Genomic DNA, 24,405 nt, shown 5'->3' with positions numbered 1-24,405 from the left:
GTCTGGCATGGCCATGGCAAATCCCGGCGCAGGCAAGGTCAAGATCGGACTGGCCCTTGGCGGCGGGGCGGCCAGAGGATGGGCTCACATCGGCGTATTGCGCGCCCTCAACAGCGCCGGCATCTACCCCGACATCATTGCCGGCACATCCATCGGCGCCGTCGTCGGTGCGTGCGAGGTTGCGGGCCAGCTCGATGACCTCGAGACATTCGCCCGCGAGCTTACGCGCCGTCGCGTGTTCGGCTATCTCGATTTCAATCTTTCCGGCACCGGGCTGATCACGGGTCACCGCCTCGGCGAGCGCCTGCGTCGGCAGCTCGGCGACATCACGTTCGAGGATCTTCCGCGGCGCTTCACGGCGGTCGCCACCGAGATCGGGACCGGCCACGAGGTCTGGCTCTCTCGCGGCAACCTGGTCGACGCGGTCCGCGCCTCTTACGCGCTTCCCGGCGTTTTCCGGCCGGTGAAGGTGGAGGGGCGCTGGCTGTTCGACGGGGCGCTCGTCAATCCCATTCCGGTTTCCGTCTGCCGTGCCCTCGGCGCGCGCTACGTCATCGCGGTCAATCTCAATATCGATATTTCGAACCGAGGCACCATCTCGAACATCAGCGCCATACCGCACGCCGATCCGGACGTGGAGGAGCCGCCCCCCGTGACCGGAAAGAACGGTATTGCCGTGCGCCGGCTCCTGCAGCGGCAAATCTTCGGGCGGGGCGAGGATGTGCCTGGCATCTCAACGGTCATGGTCGATGCGTTCAACATCGTGCAGGATCGTATCGCGCGCTCACGCTTGGCCGGTGATCCACCGGACTCCATGATTAGCCCGCGGCTGCACGGCATCGGCCTCTTCGATTTCCATCGTGCCGAGGAAATGATCCAGCGAGGAGAAGCGGCGGCGAAGCGCGAGATCGAGGATCTCACGCGGGAGCTCGAGGGCCGCCATCAAGCCGGCGGCGGGACCGAGGTCGCCGCTTCGTGAGCCTTCCGCATCCGCGTGAGCGCGAGCGTTTCACGGAGACTATCATCTGAAATCCGGCTGGACGAAAGTGGCGCACATGGCCGTCTTTCCAACAGCAAGCCGTCGAGAACTCGGCCGCGTTCACACAGTCCGTCCAATGTTTGAGAGCGTGAAACTATCAGGCTCTAGAGTGCGTCCGGAAAAGTGGGAAGCACGAGGAAACAAAAGCTTAGAGCCGTTCCTCGATTCTACTTAAAGCGGAACGGCTCTAAGCATTGCGTTGCGACCCGGCTTTCGAGAAGCGAAAGCAAGAGCAAAAAAACGTCCCTTAAAGGGGTCGCCGTCCGCCCTCTCTCGATGGATGCAGAAACCGTTCGCCGCAGGAAACATCGCTGATAAAAAATATCGCCCGCCGCGCACCGCGCTTGGAGATGAAACGGCTCCAAATATGCAGGTCCGGTTTTACAGCCGAACGAAAATCAGACCTCGCGACCGGGCACGCTTCCTTCGCTTCGCGAACTTGGATCAGTCCTTGGTGTCGGTCTTACACGTCGGGAGCAAACGTTGTTTGCTCCCGACGACGACCCGAATGGATCACGCGTCGCAGCGCGCCGCCTCAACCCGTCGCGATGTAGTTGCGCATGGCCGAGACTTCCAGCTGCACCTCGGCAAGGTGATACTTCACCACGTCTCCGATCGAGATGATCCCGACGAGCGCGTCGTCTTCAATAACGGGAAGATGGCGGAAACGCCCCTTCGTCATCATCTCCATCAGCTCGTCAAGCTCGCTCATCTCCTGGCAGGAGACCACCACACGCGTCATGACTTCGGACACCGTCATGCCGAGCGCATGGACGCCGTGATCGGCAACAGCGCGAATGATATCGCGTTCCGAAATGATGCCGTCCACCCGGCCGCTGTCTCCCACGACGACGACCGCGCCGATCTTCTTGGGAGCGAGCTTCTTCACGACGTCGAGCAGCGTGGCGTTCGGCCGTACGGTCGAAACTGCCCTGCCCTTCGACTTCAGTATCGATGCAACGTTCATGACTTGCCTCCCGCCTGCCACGTCCGAAACGCCCGCCCACTGGCTCGCCGGCCAGCTACATCAGCATTTGCGACCGCACAGGCTTTATTGTTTTAGATTATTTTCGCCTTCAGTCGTGTCACTAGAGAACGCTTTACGCACTATCCGTGCACCTCGAATTACAGAGTGATGCAAACTCGCAAGCTGCGCAAGAGTTCAATCAACGTTTGGTTGCACAGATTCCGGCCGGGCGGAAATATCAAAAATCCCATAAGCAATAAGGCCGAACAAATAACCTCCGAGATGGGCTTCCCATGCGATTCCCGCGGAGTTTTGTGCAACGCCGAAACCGATGACGGTGAGCACGTTCAAAACAACGAGGATCGCGCTCACGCCAAGGATGCGCGAGTCCGTCAGCGCCGCGCGGAGGGGCATCAGCGGCACCGAGCGGGGTGCCTCCCGCAAGCGGCGGAACCCTCCTGAATCTACGGCCGGAAAGAGAATTCGCAGCACGCCGCCCATGAGCCCGAAGATGGCGCCTGAAGCACCGATCATGGGCTGCATCAACCCGGGATTTGCGACGTAGAAGACGCCGGCGCCGGCGAGTCCGGAAAGTGTGAAGAACACCAGAAAGCGCAACGTTCCGAGCCGTTCCGCTATTGCACCGCCGAACGCGAGCAGCCATGCTCCGTTGAAAGCGAGATGCATCCAGTCTCCATGCAGCAACATGTGGGTAAAGGGTGAGGTGAAGAGCGCGAGCTCTCCCCCTGGGAGATCAGCGCCGCCCGGCCCATAGCGTCCGGGGATGAATGCGCCGGCCAGCACGAGCCAGAACGCCTCGTCGTTGGAAAGGAGCGCGAAGGCCGCGTGCACGAGCACTAAGAGCGCAAGCAGAAAAAGCACGACGTTCGGGACATTGAAAGCAGGCTCATGCCGGGGCGCGTTGGTGGGGATCACGCGGGTCTCCTCGCTCCTGTCGGATATTGGACACGTGAGTAGCACGGCAGAGCCGTGCCGGTCGCCGGGATAGCAGCCCCGCTGCATATGGCACGGAAGCTGCTGTTGTCGATGCCAGGCCCACCTTGAAACGCCGGTGAGCTGAACAATTCCGCAGAGCCACTGCTCTGGGCGGGCGCGGCGATCTGCTGCGGTCCTGTCCGAGGCGTGCGCCCCGAAAACAGGACCGAGATGAGACACCCGGCAACCGAGGCCATCTATGCCTATTGGAACGAGCTCAGAGGAGGGCGCCCGGCGCCGAGGCGCCTGGAGATCCAACCCTCCCGCATCTCGCCGCTGCTGCCCGACACCTTCATCCTCGAGCGTATCGGCCGATCCGCCTTCCGCTTCCGCCTCGCCGGCTCACGTGTGAGCGCCCGTTTCGGGACGAGCCTCAGGGAACAGGACTTCATGGCATGCTGGACCGAGGCCGACCGGGGGCTGCTCGAGCCGCATCTGATGTCCATCATAGACTGTCGCCGCATCGGCCTCTTCACCGGCGAAGCGCCGAGCGACGCGAGCGGGAAGCACGATTGCGGCCATCCCGTCCGGAGGGAGTTCGAGCTGATCCTCCTCCCGCTGTTTCATACCGGCTACGAGATCGATAGGTTGCTCGGGCACCTCGCCTTTCATGAGGATCCAGCGGCGACTTATGCCGATCGGATCTCCCGCCTCCGCCTGCTCGCGGCCGAGTCCGTCTGGCCCGAGGGCGAGGAAAACTACGCATCCTCATGGCACGAGCGCCAGCTTCCGCTGAGCCCGCACGTGCGGACAGCGCGCATCGTCCGGCAGGGGCATCGCCAGTTCCGCGTCTATGAGGGCGGGCTTGCTGCCGTGCGGCGCGGCAGCGCTGAAACCCATACACGCTGATCCCCAGCAGCTGGCTTGTCCCACAGCGAACCCATGCTTGGACCGCATCGATGAAGAGCCTGCCGCTGGCGAGCCACCTTCTTCGGAAGTATAAACCATTGTTGTAGTTTACTATTTACCATCAACTCACGCCACTGCCGCAAGGGCAGAAGGCACAATATCGCTCGCCCGCGCGGCGCACCCCCGGCAGCTTCCCGCCTCCGCCGGACATGGGTGAGGGAAACCCGCCGCTCACTGGCGCGTTGAGGCCCCAGGGCGCCCCTCTCCAGCGTGCAGTATCGGGGCGGCGGTTAGGCGTTCGTTAAACCTGCTGTTCCAATATGGGACTCCTATGGTCCATGAACGGCTGACGTGCCGTTTTGGGGCCTGGGAAAGTTGTGCTTCGGTAAGGCGCGGGTTTGTCCATGTCTCATAGTTCAGCCAGCATCCTGAAGCCGTCGCTGCGGCTCGACGCCCGGATCGTTCCCGACCGGCGGCGCCATAAGCGCTACCCGCTCGCCCTCCTCGGCCGCTTCATGCGCGCGAACAAGCAGGAGTTTCCTTGTAGGCTCAACGACATTTCGGTCGGCGGCGCATCGTTCATGTCCCCGGTCGAGGTGGATATCGGCGAGCGCATCGTGGCCTACCTGGATGAGATCGGCGGCATCGAAGGCGTGGTCGTGCGCACCTTCGACGGCGGCTTCGCCATCTCGCTCACCGCAAGCCAGCACAAGCGGGAGAAGCTCGCCGCGCAGATCACGTGGCTGGTCAACAAGGATGAGCTCGGCAGCGCCTTCGGGCGGCGCCACCAGCGCATGCCCGTCAACCGGACCTCGAAGCTTCAGCTCAGCGACGGCACGACCATCGACTGCCGTGTGATCGACGTCTCCCTTTCAGGAGCGTCCATCCAGACCGACATCCGCCCACAGATCGGAGACGTGGTGATGTTCGGCAAGCTGCGCTGCAAGGTCATGCGCTACCACGACCGCGGTATCGGCGTGCAATTTGTTGACATTCCCGATCCGGAAGCCCTGCGGCGATACTTCGGCTGACCGGGGCGAACAGATGTCCCGTGGGGAACGCCAATTTAGCTCAAATTTTGCTCGATTTCTGGCGCCGTACTTCAGACGGCCACGACTTTTCTCGGCTACTGTCGATCGCGTGAGAGGGTTCGTAGGGGTAGTGAGTATGAAGCGTCTCGTAGTGTGCGTAGTGGCCATGGCGGCGTTGGCCGGGCCGACGGGAGCGATGGCGGAACCATCCGTCTACCGGGCCGTCACCGCCAAGAGTTCTCCGTTCATGCGCGTGTATGGTCCGTCGCAGCCGCCGTATGGGTTCGTCCGTTTCTGTGACCGCAACCCCAGCGAATGCAATCCGCAGCGCATCGAGGACGTGCGCTTCCAGCCCACGCCCGAGCGGCTGAGCGAGCTCGACGAGGTCAACCGCTGGGTCAATCACGCCATCGAGCCCGCGACCGACCAGGACATCTACGGCGTCAGCGAGTATTGGACCTACCCGGTCGATCGCGGCGACTGCGAGGACTACGCGCTGTTGAAGCAGAGGATCCTGCTCTCGCGCGGCTGGCCGAGAAGCTCGCTCCTGCTCACCGTCGTGCGCGACGAGAAGGGCGAAGGCCACGCCGTGCTCACGGCCCGCACCGCCCAGGGCGATTTCGTCCTCGACAACAAGGTCGATGACGTCCGGCTTTGGAGCGATTCCGACTACTATTTCATCATGCGCCAATCGTACCTCGATCCGCGCGTATGGGTCTCGCTCGACGCCACCGATCGCGCTGCACCGGACGCCATCGCCGGCGTGCGGGACGGGCAGTAAGGAAAAGGATCGACGGCGCACGTCATAAAGGCTTCCCCGAGCCCGGGCTCCCTGCCCTGTCCCCCCAAAGCCGGGCTCCCTCGAGCCGGACGCGACATCCCCCGCGTCCGGCTCATTTTCTTGGGCACGATACGTTCCGGATGGTCTGTGGCCCGCTCACCGCCATGCGGGCCTCTATTCCGCTTGAGCGCGAAGGCCGGCCTTGTAGCGTTTCCAGTTGGCCACGTAGCGCCCGGCACCCTTGCTGAAGCCGCGCACCTCTTCATCGGTCAGCTCCCGGATTATCCTGCCGGGCGAGCCGAGCACCATCGAGCGCGGCGGGATGACCTTGCCCTCGGGGATCAGCGTATTGGCGCCGATCACGCATTCCTCCCCGATCCGGCTGCCGTTCAGGATGATCGACCCGATGCCGATCAGGCTGCCCCGGCCGATGGTGCAGCCATGCAGCATGACCATGTGGCCAATGGTGCAGTCTTCACCGATATCGAGCGGAAATCCCGGATCCGTATGAAGAACGCAGCCGTCTTGCACGTTGGAGCGCGCTCCAACCCGGATCAGCTCGTTATCGCCGCGCAGTACCGCGCCGAACCAGATGCTGGCATCCTGCTCGATCGCCACCTTTCCGATGACGACCGCATTGGGCGCCACCCAGTATCGGCCGTCGGGAGGAGTGTCGGCGGATATGCCATCCAGCTCGTAGAGCGCCATCGCCGGCCGCCCCTCACGCGTCCTCGAGATCCATTTCGAGGATAGCCATCTGGAACTGGTAGCTGATCTCTCCCTCCTCTTCCTCACGGTAGAGGGTGGCGACGAATTCTCCGCCGATGAAGACCTCGGCCATATCGGCCTTCTTGGGTTGCGGACGCACTTCGAGCTTCGGAGCGCCAAACGTTTTGCTCAAATAGGCCTGCAGCTTCGCCAGTTCGTCTTTTTTCACTCTTCGCGCTCCTCGTTATCGGCCACTCACCCCCGCATCGTACCCCAAGGGGCAAGAGCGATGCTGTGCGAGGTCAAAGCATTGCATAGTCGTCTGGTAGCGTGGATGGATCGGAGACAAAGGTCTGATCCATGGACCGTGCGGGCTCGGCCGTGCCGGCCGGCCCCACGATGCGTGCTGGAACGCCGGCAACCGTCACGTGCGGGGGCACATCGCGCAGCACCACGCTGCCCGCCGCGATGCGCGAGCAATTTCCCACGTGGATGTTGCCGAGCACCTTTGCGCCGGCGCCGATGAGAACACCGGATCCGATCTTGGGGTGCCGGTCGCCCGTAACTTTCCCGCTGCCGCCAAGCGTGACCGCGTGCAGCAGCGAGCAGTTGTCCCCGAGCGTCGCAGTCTCACCGATCACAACGCCCGTGGCGTGATCCAACATCAATCCATTGCCGAGCCGGGCCGCTGGATGGATATCCACTGCGAACAGACGCGACGCCTGGCTCTGCAGGTAGAGTGCGAAATCGCGGCGGTCGTGGCGCCATAGCTCGTGCGCAAAACGGTAGGTGACGAGGGCATGAAAGCCCTTGAAGTAGAGAAAGGGCTCGAGATAGCGGGATGTCGCCGGATCGCGCTCGAGGACGGCTGCGAGATCCGCGTTGAACGCGCGGCCGAGTTCCGGATGGGATCCGAGCACATCGCGAAACGTCTGCTCGATCAGCCCGGCGCCGACATCGGCATGGCCGAGGCGCTGTGCGATGCGGTGGCAGATCGCATCCTCGAGGCGCTCATGCCGCGCGATGCTCCCGTGAATGAACCCGGCGAGTGCCGGCTCTGCCGTCATCGCCGCCTGAGCCTCGCTGCACAGCGTCCGCCAGATGGCGTCCTCCGGCACAGGCGATACGCCGGCGGGACGCTTTCCGCCGCGGGCCACCGTGTGCTTGACGCTGTTCATACCCTTTGCTCCTTCGGACTAGAGCCTGATTGTTTGAGAGCAACGCGGACACCCGCCCAGCGAGACCGTGGATCAGACCCTAAAACCAAGACTAGAGTGCTTTCGGAAAAGCGGGGCGGCCCGCGCGATCCAGTGCCAGCGGGCGCCTCTACTATAAATCGGATACGGTTCCGCCGTCAGATGGTTCAGCGGCAGACCTCCGATGCAAGGGGTATCGGCGCGGGTGGACGCCCTGTCAATCCTTAACCACATGGCCTCGCACCCTTTTTCCGAAAATCGAGGCGTGGGGCCGCGTTGCGCACCACGGCACAAAGCCGCAAGCTGCGCCCAACGAAAGGATGGCCGCCATGACCGACGCGCCGCGAGGCACACCCGCAGACCTCAAACTCTTGATCGACGGGCCTCTCGCGTGGATCGTCGCCGAGAACCCGGACCGGATGAACGCCCTCACCGCCGCCATGTGGGAGAAATTTCCAGCGCACGTCGCAGCAGCCGAGGCCGATCCCTCGGTACGCGTGATCGTGCTGCGGGGCTCGGGCACCCGCGCCTTCTCCGCCGGCGCCGACATCTCGGAATTCGACGGCGCACGCACCGGCGCCGGCGTGGCCGACTATGACCGTTTGAACCACGCCGCCTTTATGGCGCTTCTGTCGGCGCAGAAACCGGTCATCGCCATGATACACGGCTTCTGTCTCGGCGGCGGACTGGGCATCGCGGCGTGTGCGGACATGCGGCTGGCCGATCCGAAGGCACAGTTCGCCATCCCGGCCGCCAAGCTCGGTCTCGGCTACAATCCACGCTGGGTCCCCCCACTCCTGGCCATGGCGCCGCCCGCCTTCGTCAAGGAGATGCTGTTTACCGGCCGCCACGTCACGGCCGCAGAGGCGCTGCGCATCGGGCTCGTCAACGATGTCGTCGAGGCCGAGAACCTGGAGATCGCAGTGCGGACGGTCGCGGGAGATATTGCAGCCAATGCCCCGCTCTCTGTTCAGGCGGCGAAGCTCGCCGTGAACGAACTCGTGCGCCATCCGGAGCATCCCGACATAGGAACCCTCGACGACGCCGTCAGGGCCTGCTTCGAAAGCGCCGACTATGAGGAGGGCCGCCGCGCCTTTCTCGAGAAGCGCAAGGCGAAGTTCGAGGGGCGCTAAGCCCTGTGCCCGCCTTGCTTCGGGAGCCCTAAGGCGGCTTGCATCGCAGCATGAATCAGAAGCCGAATGGCGAAATACTTTTGCGCGGACGTGCGCCGGCACAGCGCCAGCATTGTGCAGCGCATGATCTTTTTCACTTGGCAAGGAACTTATTTGCTCAATACTTCTTATCGTCCGACCGGGACCCTTCCCCGGCGGTCCGCTCCAGGAACGGGGCGACACCCTGTCTAAGATGCGTGGAGAAGAACAGCGTGCTGAAGCGCAAGTTTGCGCTTCAAGTCCTCGACGAGATCACCTCACACGCCCTCGGCGCCCAAGCCGGATGCGGCGGTGATCAGCAGCCGGCTAAGCCGGCAGGAGGCAACGATGGAACTCTCGATGCGACTGAATGTGCTTGCTGCACTTGTGTCATTCGGATTCCTCGCTGCAATCGTGGTCGGCATGGTCTGAGCTTTTGCCTGACCATTCGGCCTCTCACGGTTCAGCTCCCCCCGCCGCTCCTGATGCGGGACACGCAAGGGAAAGGCGCGAGACTTGATGGTCTCGCGCCTTTTTCTTGCAAGCATGGTCGCGCTATCTTTTGATCTGATAGCCCAGGATCGCCGCCGCCAGCACCGCATATTCGGCCCGCACGCGTCCCCATGGAATCTCGGACAAGAGCGGCAGCTGCGGCCCCCACGTCCAGAGCACCGCGGCCAGGAGGCCGAGGCCAAGCGCCCAGGAAAGCGTGTGGCTCGATGGCGTGCCCACATCCTTCAGGACCTGCGCCGCAATGATGCCGATCAGGAAGACGACGATGGCAGCGACCACGGCGAAAATGAAAAGCCGGAACTCGCCGAACTTGATGAAGCCCATGATCGCCGTGCTGCCAAACCATCCGATGACGATCTGGAGCAGCAAGAGAACAAGACGTCCAAGCATAATGAGGCAGGCCTCCCCCGGTTGGCGTGCTTCTGGAAACGCGGACGCCCGCCATGGAGAAGCCATGCAAGCGCGCCTGGAGCAAAGGAAGCACGATCAGATAAAGACCCGGTGACGCCATACCCTTCAGCTCATTGGCACGGGAGCATGCGGCACCGAGCGGACGGCAACGAGAATCAAACACCGTGCAGCACTTTAGAGCATGCCGGCCCCGAGTTCCGGAATAACGCATTGAGCGGGCCGCCTACGCGCCGGCGTAGCGCGTTGCGAAAAAATAACCGGCGATAGCGGCCGCGACCGGCGAGAACGTGAACATATGCGTCGCAAACTCGGAGTGCCCGACACTCGGCCCGAATACGACGAGAGCCAGGGCTGCGGCAATGATCGCGAACGAGACGGAGGCAACGAGCGAAAGCAGCGTCGGCCGCGCAATGCTATCCGTGATCCGCGAGCCGATCACCGCGCCGATCAGAACGATCACGGCTCCGACCGCCGCCACCACGTAGTAGTAGCCCGGCCCATAGCCCATTACCATGCCGACGAGGTTCGGCGCGGCAATCCACGCCGCAGCCGCCTGTGCCACGGCCAGGTTCACGAACGGCATCCCGGTCTCTCATCTCTTTATGGCGGCCCCCGTCTAAGGGGCGAGATTGCCGATCATGCCACGTTTCGCTTCGTCGAAATAGGGTCGTAGTTGAGCACCGGCGCTAGCCATCGCTCGGCCTCCTCCAGGCTCCAGCCCTTGCGGCGGGCGTAGTCCTCGACCTGATCCCGCTCCACTTTCCCCACCCCGAAGTAATGGCTTTTCGGATGGGAGAAATAAATGCCGGACACCGATGCGCCCGGCCACATGGCGCCGCTTTCCGTAAGCTCGATGCCGGTCTCGGCCTCGACGTTCATGAGATCCCACAGCGTGCGCTTCTCGGTATGGTCCGGCTGTGCGGGATAGCCTGGCGCCGGGCGGATGCCCTGGTACTTCTCGAGGATCAGGTCGTCGTTTGACAAGGTCTCGTCCCGCGCATAGCCCCAGAGTTCGCGGCGCACCTTAGCGTGCATGGCCTCGGCGAATGCCTCCGCCAGACGGTCGGCGAGCGCCTTGGCAATGATGCGGCTGTAATCGTCGGTCTTATCGATATGGGCGGCAATCGCTTCGTCTTCGCCGAAGCCGGCCGTCACCGCGAAGCCGCCCACGTAATCGGCAAGCCCCGTCTCCTTCGGCGCCACAAAATCCGCAAGCGCGGTATGCGCGCGGTTGCGCGAGGGATCGCGTGCGATCTGCTGGCGCAGCGTGAAGAGCGTCGCCCGCTCCTTCGTGCGCGTGTCGTCCGTATACACCGTGATGTCATCGCCGATGGCGTTGGCCGGCCAGAAGCCGACGACCGCATTCGCAGTGTACCATTTCTCGCTCACGATGCGCTCGAGCAGCGCCTGTGCGTCAGCGAAGAGCTTGCGCGCCTCGCTGCCGACCTTGTTGTCGCTCAGGATCGCTGGATAGCGGCCGGTCAGCTCCCAGGCCTGGAAGAAGGGTGTCCAGTCGATATAGGGCACGAGCTCGGAGAGATCGAAGTTCTTGATCGTGCGCGTGCCGAGGAAGGACGGCTTGGGCGGCGTATAGCCCTCCCAGTCAATGGCGAACCGGTTGGCGCGCGCCGCGCTGATCGCCATGCGCGCCTTCTTGGCCTCGTTCGCGAGATGGTTCTCGCGCACCTTCACATACTCAGTCCGGATGTTGTCGACGTAGCTTTTGCTCTCCGTCTCCGAGAGGAGTTTCGAGACGACGCCCACGGCGCGGCTGGCATCCAGCACATAGATCGCCTGGCCCCGCTTGTAGTTGGGGCTGATCTTGACGGCCGTGTGCACCCGGCTGGCCGTTGCACCACCGATCAGCAGCGGACAGGAGAAGCCCTCACGCTCCATCTCGGCGGCGACGAAGCACATCTCGTCGAGCGACGGCGTGATGAGGCCGGAGAGGCCGATCATATCCGCCTTCTCATGCCGCGCCGTCTCAAGGATCTTGGCCGCCGGAACCATGACGCCGAGGTCGATCACCTCGTAGTTGTTGCACTGGAGAACGACGCCGACGATGTTCTTCCCGATGTCGTGCACGTCGCCCTTCACCGTCGCCATGACGACCTTGCCGGCCGCCGGCATCTGGTCGATGCCGGAGCGCCGCTTCTCCTCCTCGAGGAAAGGCTGCAGGTAGGCGACCGCCTGCTTCATGACGCGCGCGCTCTTCACCACCTGCGGCAGGAACATCTTGCCGGCGCCGAACAGGTCGCCGACGACGCCCATGCCGTCCATCAGCGGACCTTCGATGACCTCGAGCGGCTTCGGATACTTCTGGCGCGCTTCTTCCGTATCGGCCTCGATGAAGTCGGTGATGCCGTGCACGAGGGAATGCGAAAGGCGCTCTTCCACCGTCCCTTCGCGCCAGGAGAGATCCTTCTCCTTGGCCTTGGCGCCGCTGCCGTCGCCCTTGAAACGCGGCGCCGCATCGAGCAGGCGGTCCGTGGCGTCGGGCCGCCGGTTGAGGATCACGTCCTCGCAAAGCTCGCGCAGCTCTGCCGGGATGTCGTCGTAAAGCGCGAGCTGCCCGGCGTTGACGATGCCCATGTCCATGCCGGCCCGGATGGCATGATAGAGAAATACGGCGTGCATCGCCTCGCGCACCGGCTCGTTGCCGCGGAAGGCGAACGACAGGTTGGAGACGCCGCCCGAGACGTGCACGAGCGGAAACTTCTCCTTGATCTGCCGCACGGCCTCGATGAAGGCGAGCCCGTAGCCGTTGTGCTCCTCGATGCCCGTGGCAACCGCGAAGATGTTCGGATCAAAGACGATATCCTGGGGCTCAAAACCGACTTTCTCGGTCAGGACCTTGTAGGCGCGCTCGCAAATCGCGACCTTGCGCTCGACCGTATCTGCCTGGCCCACCTCGTCGAACGCCATGACGACCACGGCGGCGCCATAGCGCTGCACCTTGCGCGCCTGCTCGATGAACGCCGCCTCGCCCTCTTTGAGCGAGATCGAGTTGACGATGGCCTTGCCCTGCAAGCACTTTAGGCCTGCCTCGATGACGGTCCATTTCGAGCTATCGATCATGATCGGCACGCGGGCGATGTCGGGCTCGGACGCGATGAGGTTCAAGAACGTCGTCATCGCCTTTTCGCTGTCGAGCAGGCCCTCGTCCATATTGACGTCGAGGATCATGGCGCCAGCCTCGACCTGCTGCCGCGCGACTGCGAGCGCAGCGGGGTAGTCTCCCGCTTCGATGAGCTTGCGGAATTTCGCCGAGCCCGTGACGTTCGTCCGCTCGCCAACGTTGATGAAGGACTGCGCTGCGCTTGCCGTGGTCATCTCTAGACTACAATCCGTTTACGTTTCTATTCGTCATCGCGCACACGAGACGCGATCGACATCGATCTGGCCGCTCACGCCCGGCCCGGCGCCGCACCAAGCGGCTTCCGCCTGAACCTATCCGTCACGAAGCTTGCGAAGTCCCTCACCTGCCCTCGAGCATCCTCTCCCATCTCGGGAAAGAACGACCGGCCGCCGCTCCCTCATCCATGCACGAACGGCTCCAAGCCCGAGAGGCGCATCTTCGGCGCGATCTCCGGAATTTTCCGTGGCGGATACTTCGCGACCTGCTCCGCGATCCGGCGAATATGATCGGGCGTGGAGCCGCAACAGCCGCCGATGAGATTGATGAGGCCGTCGCTCGCCCACGGTTCGGTCTTCCCCGCCATGTCGTCGGCCGTCTCGTCGTATCCGCCCATGGCGTTGGGCAGGCCGGCGTTGGGATAAGCCGATACGCACACGTCCGCGATCTGCGCCAGCTCCGCGAGGAAGGGACGCATCAGGTCCGCGCCAAGCGCACAGTTGAGGCCGATTGAGAACGGCCTCAGATGACGCATCGAGTACCAGAAAGCCTCAGGCGTCTGTCCAGAAAGCGTGCGTCCCGAGCGGTCGGTGATGGTTCCCGAGATCATGATCGGCAGCTCGACCCCCTTCTCGTCGAACGCCTCGAGCGCTGCCATGCCGGCCGCCTTGGCGTTGAGCGTATCGAAGATCGTCTCGATGAGGATGATGTCCGCACCGCCCGTGATCAGCCCGAGCACCTGCTCTCTATAGGCGGCACGCAGGCCGTCGAAGGTGACGTTGCGGAAGCCCGGGTTGTTGACATCGGGCGAAATCGAAGCGGTACGGTTGGTCGGCCCGACAGCACCGGCGACGAAGCGGGGCTTGTCCGGCGTGAGGCGCTCGAATTTGTCGGCAGCCCGCCGCGCGAGCGTCGCCGCAGCGACATTCATCTCGTAGGAGAGGTCCTCCATGCCGTAATCCGCCATGGAAATGCGCTGCGCGTTGAACGTGTTCGTGCCGATGATGTCGGCCCCGGCTTCGAGATACTGCGAGTGAATCTCCTCGATGATGCCGGGCTGTGACAGCACGAGAAGATCATTGTTGCCTTTGACGTCGCGCGGCCAATCCTTGAAGCGCGTCCCGCGATAGCCGGCTTCGTCGAGCCCGTAGCCCTGGATCATGGTGCCCATGGCGCCGTCGATGATCAGGATACGTTCGGCGGCGGCCTTCTCGAGAGCGGCGCGGATGTCTTTCTTGCTCATTTCCAGCTCCCCACGGCTTTGCGTGTCTCCAGCGGCGCCTCGTTCAGCGGCCGCAGGCCTAGCAGATGACAGATTGCATAAACCAGGTCTGCGCGGTTCAGCGTATAGAAGTGAAAGGCTTTCACGCCCTGGTCCACGAGATCCATCACCTGCTCCGTGGCGACGGCCGCCGCCACCAAGTGGCTCGTCGCTGGATCGTTATCGAGCCCTTCGAAGCGGCGCGCGAGCCACGCCGGTACACTGGCGCCGGCTTTGACGGCAAAGCCCGCCACCTGACGGAAATTGTGGATCGGCACCACACCAGGCGTGATCGGAACCCAGATGCCGGCCGCACGGGCGCGTTCGAGGAAGCGCAGGTAATGCGCATTGTCGAAGCCGAACTGCGTGATGATGCGGTCTGCTCCGGCATCGACCTTGGCCTTGAGATTGTCCAGGTCGGCCTGGAGCGACGCGCTCTCGGGATGCTTTTCCGGATAGCCCGCCACTGAGATCTCGAAGTTCGCGATCTTCTTCAGTCCCGCCACCAGCTCGGCCGCGTTCGCATAGCCGCCCGGTGTCGGCGTGTAGCGCTGGCCGATGCCGCCTTCCGGATCGCCGCGCAACGCCACGATGTGGCGGACACCGGCATCCCAATAAGCCCGCGCGACGGCGTCCACTTCCTCGCGCGTTGCATCCACGCAGGTGAGATGCGCGGCCGGGTGCAGCGCGGTCTCCGCGATGATGCGGGCGACGGTCGCGTGCGTGCGTTCACGCGTCGAGCCGCCCGCGCCATAGGTGACGGAGACGAACTCGGGGCAGAGCGGAGTGAGCCGCTCGATCGCGGTCCACAACGCCTCCTCCATCTTCTCGGTCTTCGGCGGGAAGAACTCAAACGAAACGTCGATTTCGCCCGCTCCGACGAGACGGCTTTTTCTTTCATTGCCTGGCGGTGTCATGATCCGATCCGTTCAAGTTTCTGCGTCCTGCCCGACGCCTCCGCACACTCCGGCTTGCGCGCGAGCCAGAGCGACACCGTGAGCTGCTGGCGGTCGTCATGCGTTTCGGGCGCGAGCTTCTCGATCTCGACGTCCGACAGCCCTGCCTCGGCGAGCCATGCCGCCACCTGCTCCGCTTCAAAGCCGAGCCGCTCGTGGGCGTGCTGCTCGCGCAGTTCCTCGAGGCCGTGGGGCGCGAAGTCGACGATCACGAGTTGCCCTCCCGGGGCGAGAATGCGCGCCGCCTCGCGAACGGCATGCGCCGGCTCCGAGAGATAGTGCAGCACCTGGTGGATGACGACGCCATCGGCTGCCCCATCGGGAAGCGCTACGTTGTAGATGTCGCCATGGCGCACTTCCGCGTGAGTGAGGCCCGCCGTCTTGAGCCGGCTCCCCGCATACGCCAGCATCGACTGGTTCACGTCGAGGCCAAGGCCGCGCTGGTAGCGGCCCGACAAAACCTCGAGCATGCGCCCCGTGCCGGTGCCGAGATCGACCAGCATGCGCAAAGGCTGCCCGCCGAATGCTGCGACGACCGCCGATTCTACGGCTGTGTCTGAAACATAGAGCTTGCGAATCCGGTCCCAATCAGCCGCGTGCTTTCGGAAATAATCCTGCGCGGTGGCCTCTCGCTCGTGCTTCAAGGCCTCCGCCCGGGCCGCATCACGGCGCAGGACAGGGTCGCTCACGTCCGCCGCGTCGAGAATGCGCCGCGCGAGGCGCCCGCCGCCCGAGCGGTCTGAGACGTGAAAATACACCCAGCTTCCTTCCCGGAACCGCTCGATGAGGCCGGCCTCGGCCAAAAGCTTCAGGTGGCGGCTGATGCGCGGCTGGCTCTGGCCCAGGATCTGGGTCAAGTCCTTGACGTTGAGCTCCCCGGCCGCAAGCAGGAGCAGGATTCTGAGGCGCGTGGTCTCGGCCGCGGCCTTGAGGGCCAGCACGAGGTTTTCGCTGTCAAGAGATCCAGTCATGGCGGCTTCGGCTCCAATCGCCGACAAACATATAAACATATGTTTATGTGTCAAGCATGAGCATTGCCGAAATCAGTCTCACCATCGCCGAATTTCCGTCGCGGGTGGTCGCTAGCATTCCGCGTGCGCATGGACGCTCAACGGCCCTTGGCCCGTTCGCGGGGGATGCTGTCGGCGCGGCTCTCACGGGGCGCGCGGCACGGCTTGGAACGGGACATATTCCCGGCTGCACAGGGCTTTGACTTGTGGCGTAACGCCATGCTCAATGGTAAATGCGGTTGATTTCTCCGCAGGGAGGATTCGGACCGGCAGGAATTGCGGAGCGAAGCTCGATGACGACGGTTTGGCAGCGCCTGGCCCGGGGGGGCGCGATTTTCACGCTCGCGGCAACGGTACTCTCGCTGGTCGCCCTCGCCGGCCCCGAAACGCAGGCCCAGTCGGAAACGCCCGCAAAATTCATGCAGCGCGTGGCAAACCAGCTCATCGCCGCTCAGCGCTCTGGCTCTGAGGCCGAATACGCGACCGTCCTGCGCAGCCATGCCGACGTGCCGAGCATCGCCATCAGCGCCCTTGGCTCCTACGCCCAGAGCCTCGCCAAGTCGGACCGGCCAGCCTATTACGCCGGCATGATCAATTTCATCTCCCGCTACGCCGCCAAGGAAGGCCCACGCTATCCCGTCGCGCGCGCCATCATGGTGGGCCAGACGAAGGAGACGGCGAGCGGTGTCTACGTCGATAGCCGGATCACTCTGAAGAGCGGAGACACCTACGACGTGCGCTGGCGCCTCGTCCGCCGCGGCGGCGTCTACAAGGTGCGCGAGGCCGAGATCATCGGCTTCGAGATGACCACGTTCCTCAACACGTTGTTCCAGAACTACATCGCGGAGAACGGCGGCAACCCGCGCACCCTCGTCATCGCACTCAACCGCTGAGGCGGCAGGCGCTTACAAGGCAGCAATGCCGGAGCTCGCTCCGAGGCCGCGCCAAGCACCTTGCCTTCAAACGGGCTCGCGACGCTATCTATGAAGACACCGGGCCGGCCTGTTCCGCAACGCGATGGCCGTAGCTCACGGCCGGTTCCGCATGCTATCTGAGTTTCCATGAAGACCGACACGCCCCGCCCGCGCCGCCTCAAGGATTACCGACCGCCGGACTACCTCGTCGACCACGTCGACCTCGACGTGGCCCTCGATCCGGAGCGCACGGAGGTGAAGGCGGCACTCAGGATCCGCCGCAACCCCGCAGCCGGCGCGGCCTCGCGCCCCCTCGTCCTTGACGGCGAGGAGCTGGCGCTCACAGCGATCGCGATTGACGGCAAGCCGCTGGCCGCACGGGCCCACACGCAGAGCGAAACCGCGCTTCATATTCCGAGCCCGCCCGCTCGCCCCTTTACGCTCGAAATCACGACGGTCATCAATCCCGACGCCAACAAGGCCCTCGAGGGCCTCTATCGCTCGCGCGGCGTCTTCTGCACGCAGTGCGAAGCCGAAGGCTTCCGCCGCATCACGTTCTTCCCCGACAGGCCCGACGTGCTGGCCACCTACACCTGCCGCATCGAGGCCGATCGCGCCTTGGCGCCGGTGCTGCTTGCCAACGGCAACCCCGTGGCACGCGGGCGCCTCGCGAAGGGCCGGCATTTCGCCGTCTGGCACGATCCGTTCCCCAAGCCCTCCTATCTCTTCGCGCTTGTCGGCGGCGATCTCGGCCACATCGCATCGACCTTCAAGACCGCCTCCGGCCGCAAGGTCGCCCTCAAGATCTATGTCGAGCATGGCAAGGAGGCGCGCGCCGAATGGGCCATGGACGCCCTCAAGCGCTCCATGCGTTGGGACGAGCGGCAGTTCGGGCGCGAGTACGACCTCGACGTGTTCAACATCGTCGCCGTCTCCGACTTCAACCTCGGGGCCATGGAGAACAAAGGCCTCAACATCTTCAACGACCGCCTGATCCTCGCCTCACCGGAGACGGCGACGGATATCGATTTCGAATCCATCGAAAGCGTCGTCGCGCACGAGTATTTCCATAACTGGACCGGCAACCGGATTACCTGCCGCGACTGGTTCCAGCTCTGCCTCAAGGAAGGCCTCACGGTCTACCGCGACCAGGAATTCTCGGCCGACGAACGCTCCGCGACGGTGCAGAGGATCGCCGACGTGCGCAAGCTGCGCGCCACGCAGTTCACCGAGGACGCGGGCCCCCTCGCACATCCGGTGCGGCCGGAGAGCTATATCGAGATCAACAACTTCTACACGGCAACGGTCTACGAGAAGGGCGCGGAGCTCGTCCGCATGATCGAGACCATTCTCGGCGCCGAAGACTTCCGGCGCGGCATGGATCTCTATTTCGACCGCCACGACGGACAGGCGGCGACCATCGAAGATTTCCTCCGCTCCTTCGAAGACGCATCAGGGCGCGACCTCTCCCACTTCATGCTCTGGTACGCGCAGGCGGGAACGCCCGAGCTCGTCTCCACCCTGAGCTATGACAAGGCAAAAAAGCAGGCCGAGCTCAAGATCGAGCAGGTCCTTCCGCCGACGCCAGGCGAAGCCCGGAAGAAGCCGCTGCACATCCCGGTGCGCATCGGACTCATCGGCCGCGACGGCGAGGAGATCCCGCTCAAGCGCGACAAGGACGACGCGATCGACAGTTGCGTGCTGCACGTAACGAAGCGCTCGCAGACGTTCCGCTTCGTGGACGTGCCATCCCCGCCCGTGGCATCGATCCTGCGCGGCTTCTCGGCGCCCGTGAACGTGACGCAGAACCTTTCCGATCGCGACCTCGCCTTCCTGATGGTGCACGACCAGGATCTGTTCAACCGCTGGCAGGCCGCGAACACCTATGCCACGCGGGTCCTGGTCGACATGGTGAAGAGCCTGCGCAAGGGCGAGCGCGCAGGCGCGCGCGCGGTTGACTTCATCGCGGCGCTCGGCGCCTCGATCGCAAAGAGCGAGCTCGAGCCCGCCTACAGAGCCGAGCTTCTGAAGCTCCCGAGCCAGGCGGATATCGCCCGCACCATTGGGCGCAACGTGGACCCCGGCCTGATCTTCCGCGCCCATCGCCAGCTCTCCAAGCTTACGGGCAAGGCACTCGGCGCCGACCTCGAAGCGATCTACGCCGAGATGCGGCCGCCGGCGCGCTTCTCACCAGATGCCGCCAGCGCAGGGCGGCGCGCGCTGCGCAACGGAGCCCTGACGCTGCTCGTCGCGCGCGGCACGGCCGCCGATGAAGCCCGCCTCGCCGATCATTTCTTCACGGCGAGCAACATGACCGACGAGGCTCACGCGCTGACGCTCATCGCGGCCGGCACGGGCGACGTCCGCGAAAGGGCCCTGCAGCATTTTTTCGAGCGCTGGCACGACGACCATCTCGTCATCGACACCTGGTTCTCGGCCCAGGCCCGCTCGCCGCAACGCGCGGCACTCCGCCAGATCCGGGCGCTCACCCGCCATCCCTTGTTCAGCCTCACGGCTCCCAACAAAGTTCGGGCCCTGATCGGTGTCTTCGCACTTCAGAATCCGGTCCAATTCCACCGGCCGGACGGCGCCGGCTACGAGTTCCTCACCCGCCAGGTGCTCGCTATAGACCGCTTCAATCCTTCCATCGCAGCCCGCATGCTGGCCGCTTTCCGCGTCACGCATTCCCTGGAGCCGGTGCGCCGGGCGGCGTCAAAAAGGGCGCTGCAACACATCGCTCGAAATCCCGGTCTGTCACGCGACGTGTTCGAGATCGTGAGCAGAATGCTCGATAAGTAACACGCCGGAAAACTCTGATAGCGCTCATTTAATCTCCCTCGACAGGCGCGACTCGAATCGGTGAAGTAGACATGTGATTCGCCGGGCGGCCGGTGATCCTTCGTCACGCGCAACACTCGAAAATTTGGAATTGGAGACGCAGGATGGCTGGGACCCTGTCGGCCTGTACACGGGAGGAGTCTGGCCTCGGCGACGCCGCGCCGGCCACCTCTCGCACAGAGGCCGAAGCCCGGTCCGGAATCGGCTCCGGCAGGCTATGGCTTCTCCGCGGCGCGCTGGCGCTCCACGTCTCGGCGCTGGCTTTCGCCTGGCTCCATTCCACGTCCCTGCCCTCGCAGGTGCTTCTTGTCAGTGGCATTGCCATCGCGCTGTTCGCGATTGCCGTGCCAAGCGTAGTCCTCCCGTTCCGCACGGCTTCGCCGGTTCGGCCAGCCTCTCAGCCCAAGGCTCCGCCGCACGCCGAGACGTGTGTGAACGCTCTCTCCCCGCAAGAACAGGGCAGCGGGGCCTCGCCCTCCCCGCTGCCCTTCATGGGGGACCGCATCATGCCCGCCGGGCTTCCCGCCGACCTCGGCGGCCTGACCCGCGCCGCCGCTCGCCTCAACCGCCTCGCAACACCCTGCACGCAGCCGTGGGGCGATCTCATGGCCCGGGTCAGCCACGAGTTGCGCACACCTCTCAACGCCGTGATCGGCTTCTCCGACGTCATGCACTCCGAGCTGCTCGGGCCCGTCGGACACCCTCGCTACCGCGAATATGCCCGCCACATTGGCGAGTGCGGCCGCGATCTCCTGAAATCGGCCGAGGATACCTTGGCCATCACCTGCCTCCTCGATCATGACCCGGCCGCAGCCGTCATCTCTCCCGTCGATCTGGCGACCATGGTCGACGAGGCCTGGTCCTTCCATTGCAGTCCGAGCAGCACCCATGGCCTGACGCTCGAAGCGGAGATCCCGGAAGGGCTGTCGCTGCTCGTGGAGCGCCGCCCGATGCGGCAGATCCTCATCAACCTCCTCGCCGAGGCCGTACGGCGCGCCGATGCCCGCGGCACCCTGGGCGTCGTCGCCACCGCGGACGGCGATCTGGCACAGATCGAGGTGTATCTGCGCGGCCAGCCCGGCGCGCCGAGCGTCGGCCAGCCGTCACTGCCGATGTGTCTCGCCCGCGCCCTGCTCGAGCTTGCCGGCGCTTCGCTGATCGAGGTCGACGATCCCTATTCCACGTGGCGCGCCGTCACCGTGCTCAAGTGCGCGGCCCAGCATGACTTCTTCTCTCGTCTTCCCGAGATGAAAGCCCCGGTGCAGGCGGAGCCGCACCACCAGCTCGCCTGCCCCTGAGTTGCATGGGCGAGCGTGCCTCAGAGCCAAGCTCGATATCCGGGCCTAAAAGAGGATCAGGGACGCGAGCCCGAGAAAAGCGAAGAATCCCACGCAATCGGTGATCATGGTGACGAACACGCCCGATGCCGGCGCAGGGTCCAGCTTGAAACGATAAAGGACCAGCGGAATAAGGATGCCGGCCAGCGCCGCCGCGAACAGGTTGACCACCATCGCCGCACCGATCACCGTTCCGAGCTTCGTCGAGCCGAACCACAGGAACACGATAGAGGCCATGATCAGCGACAGCACGAAACCATTGAGCAGACCGACGGTCGCCTCGCGCGAGATGATCCGGCGCGCGTTGATGGCGCCGAGCTTGTTGGTGGCGAGCGCACGCACGGTGACGGTCATCGTCTGAGTGCCCGCATTGCCGCCAATCGACGCCACGACCGGCATTAGTACGGCGAGCGCTACCATCTGCTCGATGGTGGCGTCGAACATCTTGATGACGAACGATGCCAGCACCGCCGTGCCAAGGTTGACGATCAGCCACGGCACGCGGCTCTGGGCCGTCTGGATGACGGTGTCGCCGATGCTCTCGTCGCCGACGCCGCCAAGGGCGCGCATGTCCTCGTCGGCCTCGGACTGGATGATCTCCACCACGTCATCGACGGTGATCACGCCGACAAGCTTGCCGTTCTCGTCGACGACGGGCGCCGAGATCAGGCTGTAGCGCTCGAACTGGCGCGCCACCGACTCCTGATCGTCGGTAGCGAGCACGACTTGCAGATCCGCCTCCATGATGTCCGAGACGGGAACGTCGCGCCTCGTCCGCAGGAGTCGGGAGAGATCGACGCTGCCAAGAACCCGGAATGCAGGATCCACGACGAAGATCTCGGCGAACGTATCTGGAAGGTCGTCGGTCTCCCGCGCATGCTCGATCACCTGGTCGATGGTCCAGTAGGGCGCCACGGCGACGAAGTCGCTCTGCATCAGGCGCCCGGCCGTCTCCTCAGGATACTCGAGCTGGCGCTCGAGGGCCGCCCGCTCGCCCTTGGGCAGGTGGGCAAGAATCTCGTCCCGGTCGGCCTGCTCGAGGTTCTCGATCAGGTAGGCGGCGTCATCCGTGTCGAGTTCGGTGACTGCCTTCGCCAGAAGCTCGTTGGGAAGTGCCTCGGAGAGCTGGTCGCGGACTCCCTCGTCGATCTCCGACAGAACCTCGTAATTGAAGGCCGGCCCCAGCGCCTGGATGAGCGCGACGCGATGCTCCGGGGAGAGAAGTTCGACGACATCCGCGAGATCGCGAGGGTGTAGGCCGGTGACGAGCGCGGCTGCGCGCGGATTGTCCCCGTCGTGCAGCGCGAGCGCAACCTCGCGCACCAGATCCGCGATGCTGACGGCTTCGACATCCGGAGCAACTTCTGTCTCGTCTACACTTGTCATCAATGCTCCATCACGCCATCGCCCGCTATGCGGAGGGTTCGGGGGCGCGACCGCCAGCGGCGGCATCGGCTTCCGCAGCCCGGCCCGCGCCGCTTCGGCGAGAGAGCCGGGAGCTTTGCCATGCGCAGTAGCAGCCGCGTCGCAGAGACAAGACCGAGCGCCCAGCGCCCGCATCGGATGTGGACCAGCTTCTCAAACGGCAGCTTCGAGCACGATCGCACATCGCCGTCCAACCAAAAGCGCCCGTGCTCTAGCATAGCCGTCACCTCTGCGACACTGCGATTGGCGAAAAATATGCCGCTGCCGAGAGCGGTTGCAATTTGGCTACAAACTCATCTACCAACGTTAAGGGGATGCGACGGGCAGAGCTTGCGCCGTCCCGGCCAAGTTCGATCAAGGCCTGCACGAGAGGAGATGACCGGATGAGCGCCAGTCGGTGCACATGGCTGGCCCTGGCGTTCGCCGCTGTGGCCGGCGCCATGTTGGTCTCCGGAAATGTCCGGGCCGAGACCGGCTTCGACGTCCCTCACCCACATGCGCCCCACGGCACACACGATGGCGGCGGCCATGATGGCGGATACGCTCTTTCGGTCGGCCCCGCAGTCGCCACCGTCGATAGGCCGGACATCACGTCCGGTTGCCACGCGCGGCCCGACGCGCTTGGCACCTCGAGGGTGGTCGAGATCGACGCGACCGGCGGGCTCGAGTTCGGAGAGCAGTACCTCAAGGACGAGCCCAAGTTTCTCGAACCCGGCGAAGTCGTCCTGACGTTCGACGATGGCCCCTCACGCCGCTACACCGTGCCCATTTTGAACGCGCTCGACGCGGATTGCGTCAAGGCGACATTCTTCTCGGTCGGCCGCATGGCGATCTCCGATCCGGCGACTCTGCGCGAAGTAGTCCGCCGCGGCCACACCGTCGGCACGCACACGTGGTCGCACAAGAACCTAGCGAGCCTGGGTGACGCTGCTATGAAGCGGGAATTCGAGCTCGGTCTCTCCGCCGTGGCCGCCGCCGTCGGCGGGCCCGTCGCACCGTTCTTCCGTTTCCCCTATCTCGGCCACAGCAAGGCGACGCGCGACTACATCAAAAGCCGGGGCTTTGGCATCTTCGGAATTCACGTCGATTCGAAGGACTTCCGCACCAAGAGCCCGGGCATCGTGCTGCGAAACGTGCTCGCCCAGCTCGACCGCACCAAAAAGGGCATCCTGCTCTTTCATGATATCCAGCCCTCCACGGCTGGCGCCCTGGCGAGCCTTCTCGCCGAGCTCAAAGCCCGCGGCTATCGGGTCGTGCACATAGAGAGCGCGCATCCGGCCATAACGCTGCCTGAATACGATGCGATCGCGGAAAAGGCCCTCGCGTCGAAATCCGCCGCGGCAGCCAAGGCCCCGCTGGCCGACCGCGCCGCGACCTGGCCGATCTCCGGCCCTGACGAGCACGGCAGCGCGCCGCATCCCGCTCCGTCGGCCCGCGCCAGCAAGCCCGCCGCACCAGCCAGCCACCCGGCCAAGCCCCACGACTGGGCAAATCCGGGCAACGATCCCTGGCAGCTCCGCTCCTTCGGCTGGGATTGAGCGGCCGGTCGCCCGCGAGCCGTTATGACTGTGGCTCCGGCCACATTTCGAGCGTAAGCTCCCCTAGGCTGGACCCGTTCAGCCGCGGTTCAGATACGATGCCGCAAAATAGCCTGATCAGACCGAAAT

At 64.3% G+C, this 24,405-nt stretch carries 21 protein-coding genes; 9 read left to right on the top strand and 12 right to left on the bottom strand.

From position 1 onward, the window contains the following. The first annotated feature begins 13 nt into the window (after positions 1-13). Positions 14-979 carry a patatin-like phospholipase family protein gene (locus tag V7P99_RS03455; RefSeq protein WP_442909860.1) on the top strand — a complete coding sequence of 322 codons (966 nt, stop codon included), beginning with the start codon at positions 14-16 and terminating at the stop codon, positions 977-979. 595 nt (positions 980-1,574) lie between these two features. Here V7P99_RS03455 and V7P99_RS03450 read toward each other — a convergent pair. Together V7P99_RS03450 and V7P99_RS03445 are read right to left on the bottom strand one after the other, a co-directional pair. Next, positions 1,575-2,006 carry a CBS domain-containing protein gene (locus V7P99_RS03450; RefSeq protein ID WP_333793427.1) on the bottom strand — a complete coding sequence of 144 codons (432 nt, stop codon included), beginning with the start codon at positions 2,004-2,006 and terminating at the stop codon, positions 1,575-1,577. 195 nt (positions 2,007-2,201) lie between these two features. Further along, complete coding sequence (locus V7P99_RS03445) at positions 2,202-2,810, bottom strand: rhomboid family intramembrane serine protease (RefSeq protein ID WP_333793426.1); 609 nt, start codon at positions 2,808-2,810, stop codon at positions 2,202-2,204. 363 nt (positions 2,811-3,173) lie between these two features. Here V7P99_RS03445 and V7P99_RS03440 point away from each other — a divergent pair, with 363 nt between their 5' ends. The 3 genes from V7P99_RS03440 (at position 3,174) to V7P99_RS03430 (ending at position 5,663) form a co-directional block, all read left to right on the top strand. Further along, positions 3,174-3,851: a PAS domain-containing protein gene (locus tag V7P99_RS03440; RefSeq protein WP_333793425.1), complete on the top strand. Its 678-nt coding sequence runs from the start codon at positions 3,174-3,176 to the stop codon at positions 3,849-3,851. A 404-nt stretch (positions 3,852-4,255) separates the two neighbouring features. After that, positions 4,256-4,882 carry a PilZ domain-containing protein gene (locus V7P99_RS03435; protein WP_333793424.1) on the top strand — a complete coding sequence of 209 codons (627 nt, stop codon included), beginning with the start codon at positions 4,256-4,258 and terminating at the stop codon, positions 4,880-4,882. Between the two features lie 136 nt (positions 4,883-5,018). Then, positions 5,019-5,663 carry a transglutaminase-like cysteine peptidase gene (locus V7P99_RS03430; RefSeq protein WP_333793423.1) on the top strand — a complete coding sequence of 215 codons (645 nt, stop codon included), beginning with the start codon at positions 5,019-5,021 and terminating at the stop codon, positions 5,661-5,663. A 174-nt stretch (positions 5,664-5,837) separates the two neighbouring features. Here V7P99_RS03430 and V7P99_RS03425 read toward each other — a convergent pair whose 3' ends face one another. The 3 genes from V7P99_RS03425 to cysE all read right to left on the bottom strand — a co-directional run bounded on the left by V7P99_RS03425 (position 5,838) and on the right by cysE (position 7,549). Then, positions 5,838-6,371: a gamma carbonic anhydrase family protein gene (locus V7P99_RS03425; protein WP_333793422.1), complete on the bottom strand. Its 534-nt coding sequence runs from the start codon at positions 6,369-6,371 to the stop codon at positions 5,838-5,840. Between the two features lie 13 nt (positions 6,372-6,384). After that, a complete protein-coding gene (locus tag V7P99_RS03420; protein ID WP_333793421.1) occupies positions 6,385-6,600 on the bottom strand; it encodes a DUF3126 family protein in 216 nt (71 codons plus the stop codon). Between the two features lie 73 nt (positions 6,601-6,673). Then, entirely contained in the window at positions 6,674-7,549 is an 876-nt protein-coding gene (cysE, locus tag V7P99_RS03415) for a serine O-acetyltransferase (RefSeq protein WP_333793420.1), read from the bottom strand. Between the two features lie 347 nt (positions 7,550-7,896). Between cysE and V7P99_RS03410 the strand changes: the two genes are divergently transcribed. Beyond that, positions 7,897-8,700, top strand: a complete 804-nt coding sequence (locus V7P99_RS03410; protein WP_333793419.1) for an enoyl-CoA hydratase — start codon at positions 7,897-7,899, stop codon at positions 8,698-8,700. A 573-nt stretch (positions 8,701-9,273) separates the two neighbouring features. Here the strand turns inward: V7P99_RS03410 and V7P99_RS03405 are convergent. The 6 genes from V7P99_RS03405 to V7P99_RS03380 form a co-directional block, all read right to left on the bottom strand. Further along, complete coding sequence (locus V7P99_RS03405) at positions 9,274-9,621, bottom strand: hypothetical protein (RefSeq protein WP_333793418.1); 348 nt, start codon at positions 9,619-9,621, stop codon at positions 9,274-9,276. A gap of 244 nt (positions 9,622-9,865) precedes the next feature. Further along, positions 9,866-10,225, bottom strand: coding sequence for a hypothetical protein (locus V7P99_RS03400; protein ID WP_333793417.1), 360 nt, complete (start codon positions 10,223-10,225; stop codon positions 9,866-9,868). 53 nt (positions 10,226-10,278) lie between these two features. Further along, positions 10,279-12,975, bottom strand: coding sequence for a methionine synthase (metH, locus tag V7P99_RS03395; RefSeq protein WP_333793416.1), 2,697 nt, complete (start codon positions 12,973-12,975; stop codon positions 10,279-10,281). A gap of 203 nt (positions 12,976-13,178) precedes the next feature. Next, positions 13,179-14,240, bottom strand: a complete 1,062-nt coding sequence (locus V7P99_RS03390) for a homocysteine S-methyltransferase family protein (RefSeq protein WP_442909858.1) — start codon at positions 14,238-14,240, stop codon at positions 13,179-13,181. Next, positions 14,237-15,175, bottom strand: a complete 939-nt coding sequence (gene metF / locus V7P99_RS03385) for a methylenetetrahydrofolate reductase [NAD(P)H] (protein ID WP_333793415.1) — start codon at positions 15,173-15,175, stop codon at positions 14,237-14,239. Before metF ends, V7P99_RS03390 begins: the two co-directional genes overlap by 4 nt. Beyond that, positions 15,172-16,185, bottom strand: coding sequence for an ArsR/SmtB family transcription factor (locus tag V7P99_RS03380; protein WP_333793414.1), 1,014 nt, complete (start codon positions 16,183-16,185; stop codon positions 15,172-15,174). The genes metF and V7P99_RS03380 overlap by 4 nt, the downstream gene beginning before the upstream one ends. A gap of 332 nt (positions 16,186-16,517) precedes the next feature. Between V7P99_RS03380 and V7P99_RS03375 the strand changes: the two genes are divergently transcribed. The 3 genes from V7P99_RS03375 (at position 16,518) to V7P99_RS03365 (ending at position 21,274) form a co-directional block, all read left to right on the top strand. Beyond that, positions 16,518-17,117 (top strand): ABC transporter substrate-binding protein, encoded by a 600-nt coding sequence (locus V7P99_RS03375; protein ID WP_333793413.1) that lies wholly within the window; start codon positions 16,518-16,520, stop codon positions 17,115-17,117. 168 nt (positions 17,118-17,285) lie between these two features. Next, the gene (pepN, locus tag V7P99_RS03370; protein WP_333793412.1) at positions 17,286-19,937 is read left to right on the top strand and encodes an aminopeptidase N; all 2,652 of its coding nucleotides are present in this window, start codon (positions 17,286-17,288) and stop codon (positions 19,935-19,937) included. A 143-nt stretch (positions 19,938-20,080) separates the two neighbouring features. Continuing rightward, positions 20,081-21,274 carry a sensor histidine kinase gene (locus V7P99_RS03365; RefSeq protein ID WP_333793411.1) on the top strand — a complete coding sequence of 398 codons (1,194 nt, stop codon included), beginning with the start codon at positions 20,081-20,083 and terminating at the stop codon, positions 21,272-21,274. 45 nt (positions 21,275-21,319) lie between these two features. Here the strand turns inward: V7P99_RS03365 and mgtE are convergent, their stop codons facing one another. Next, positions 21,320-22,699 (bottom strand): magnesium transporter, encoded by a 1,380-nt coding sequence (gene mgtE, locus V7P99_RS03360; RefSeq protein WP_333793410.1) that lies wholly within the window; start codon positions 22,697-22,699, stop codon positions 21,320-21,322. A gap of 422 nt (positions 22,700-23,121) precedes the next feature. On the opposite strand from mgtE, the gene V7P99_RS03355 reads away from it, so the two are divergent. Then, a complete protein-coding gene (locus V7P99_RS03355) occupies positions 23,122-24,276 on the top strand; it encodes a polysaccharide deacetylase family protein (protein WP_333793409.1) in 1,155 nt (384 codons plus the stop codon). Positions 24,277-24,405 lie beyond the last annotated feature (129 nt).

Origin of the sequence: Hyphomicrobium sp., assembly GCF_036780825.1 — a bacterium.
Classification (GTDB): Bacteria; Pseudomonadota; Alphaproteobacteria; order Rhizobiales; family Hyphomicrobiaceae; genus Hyphomicrobium_C.
This window is presented reverse-complemented; position numbering and strand designations above follow the sequence as displayed.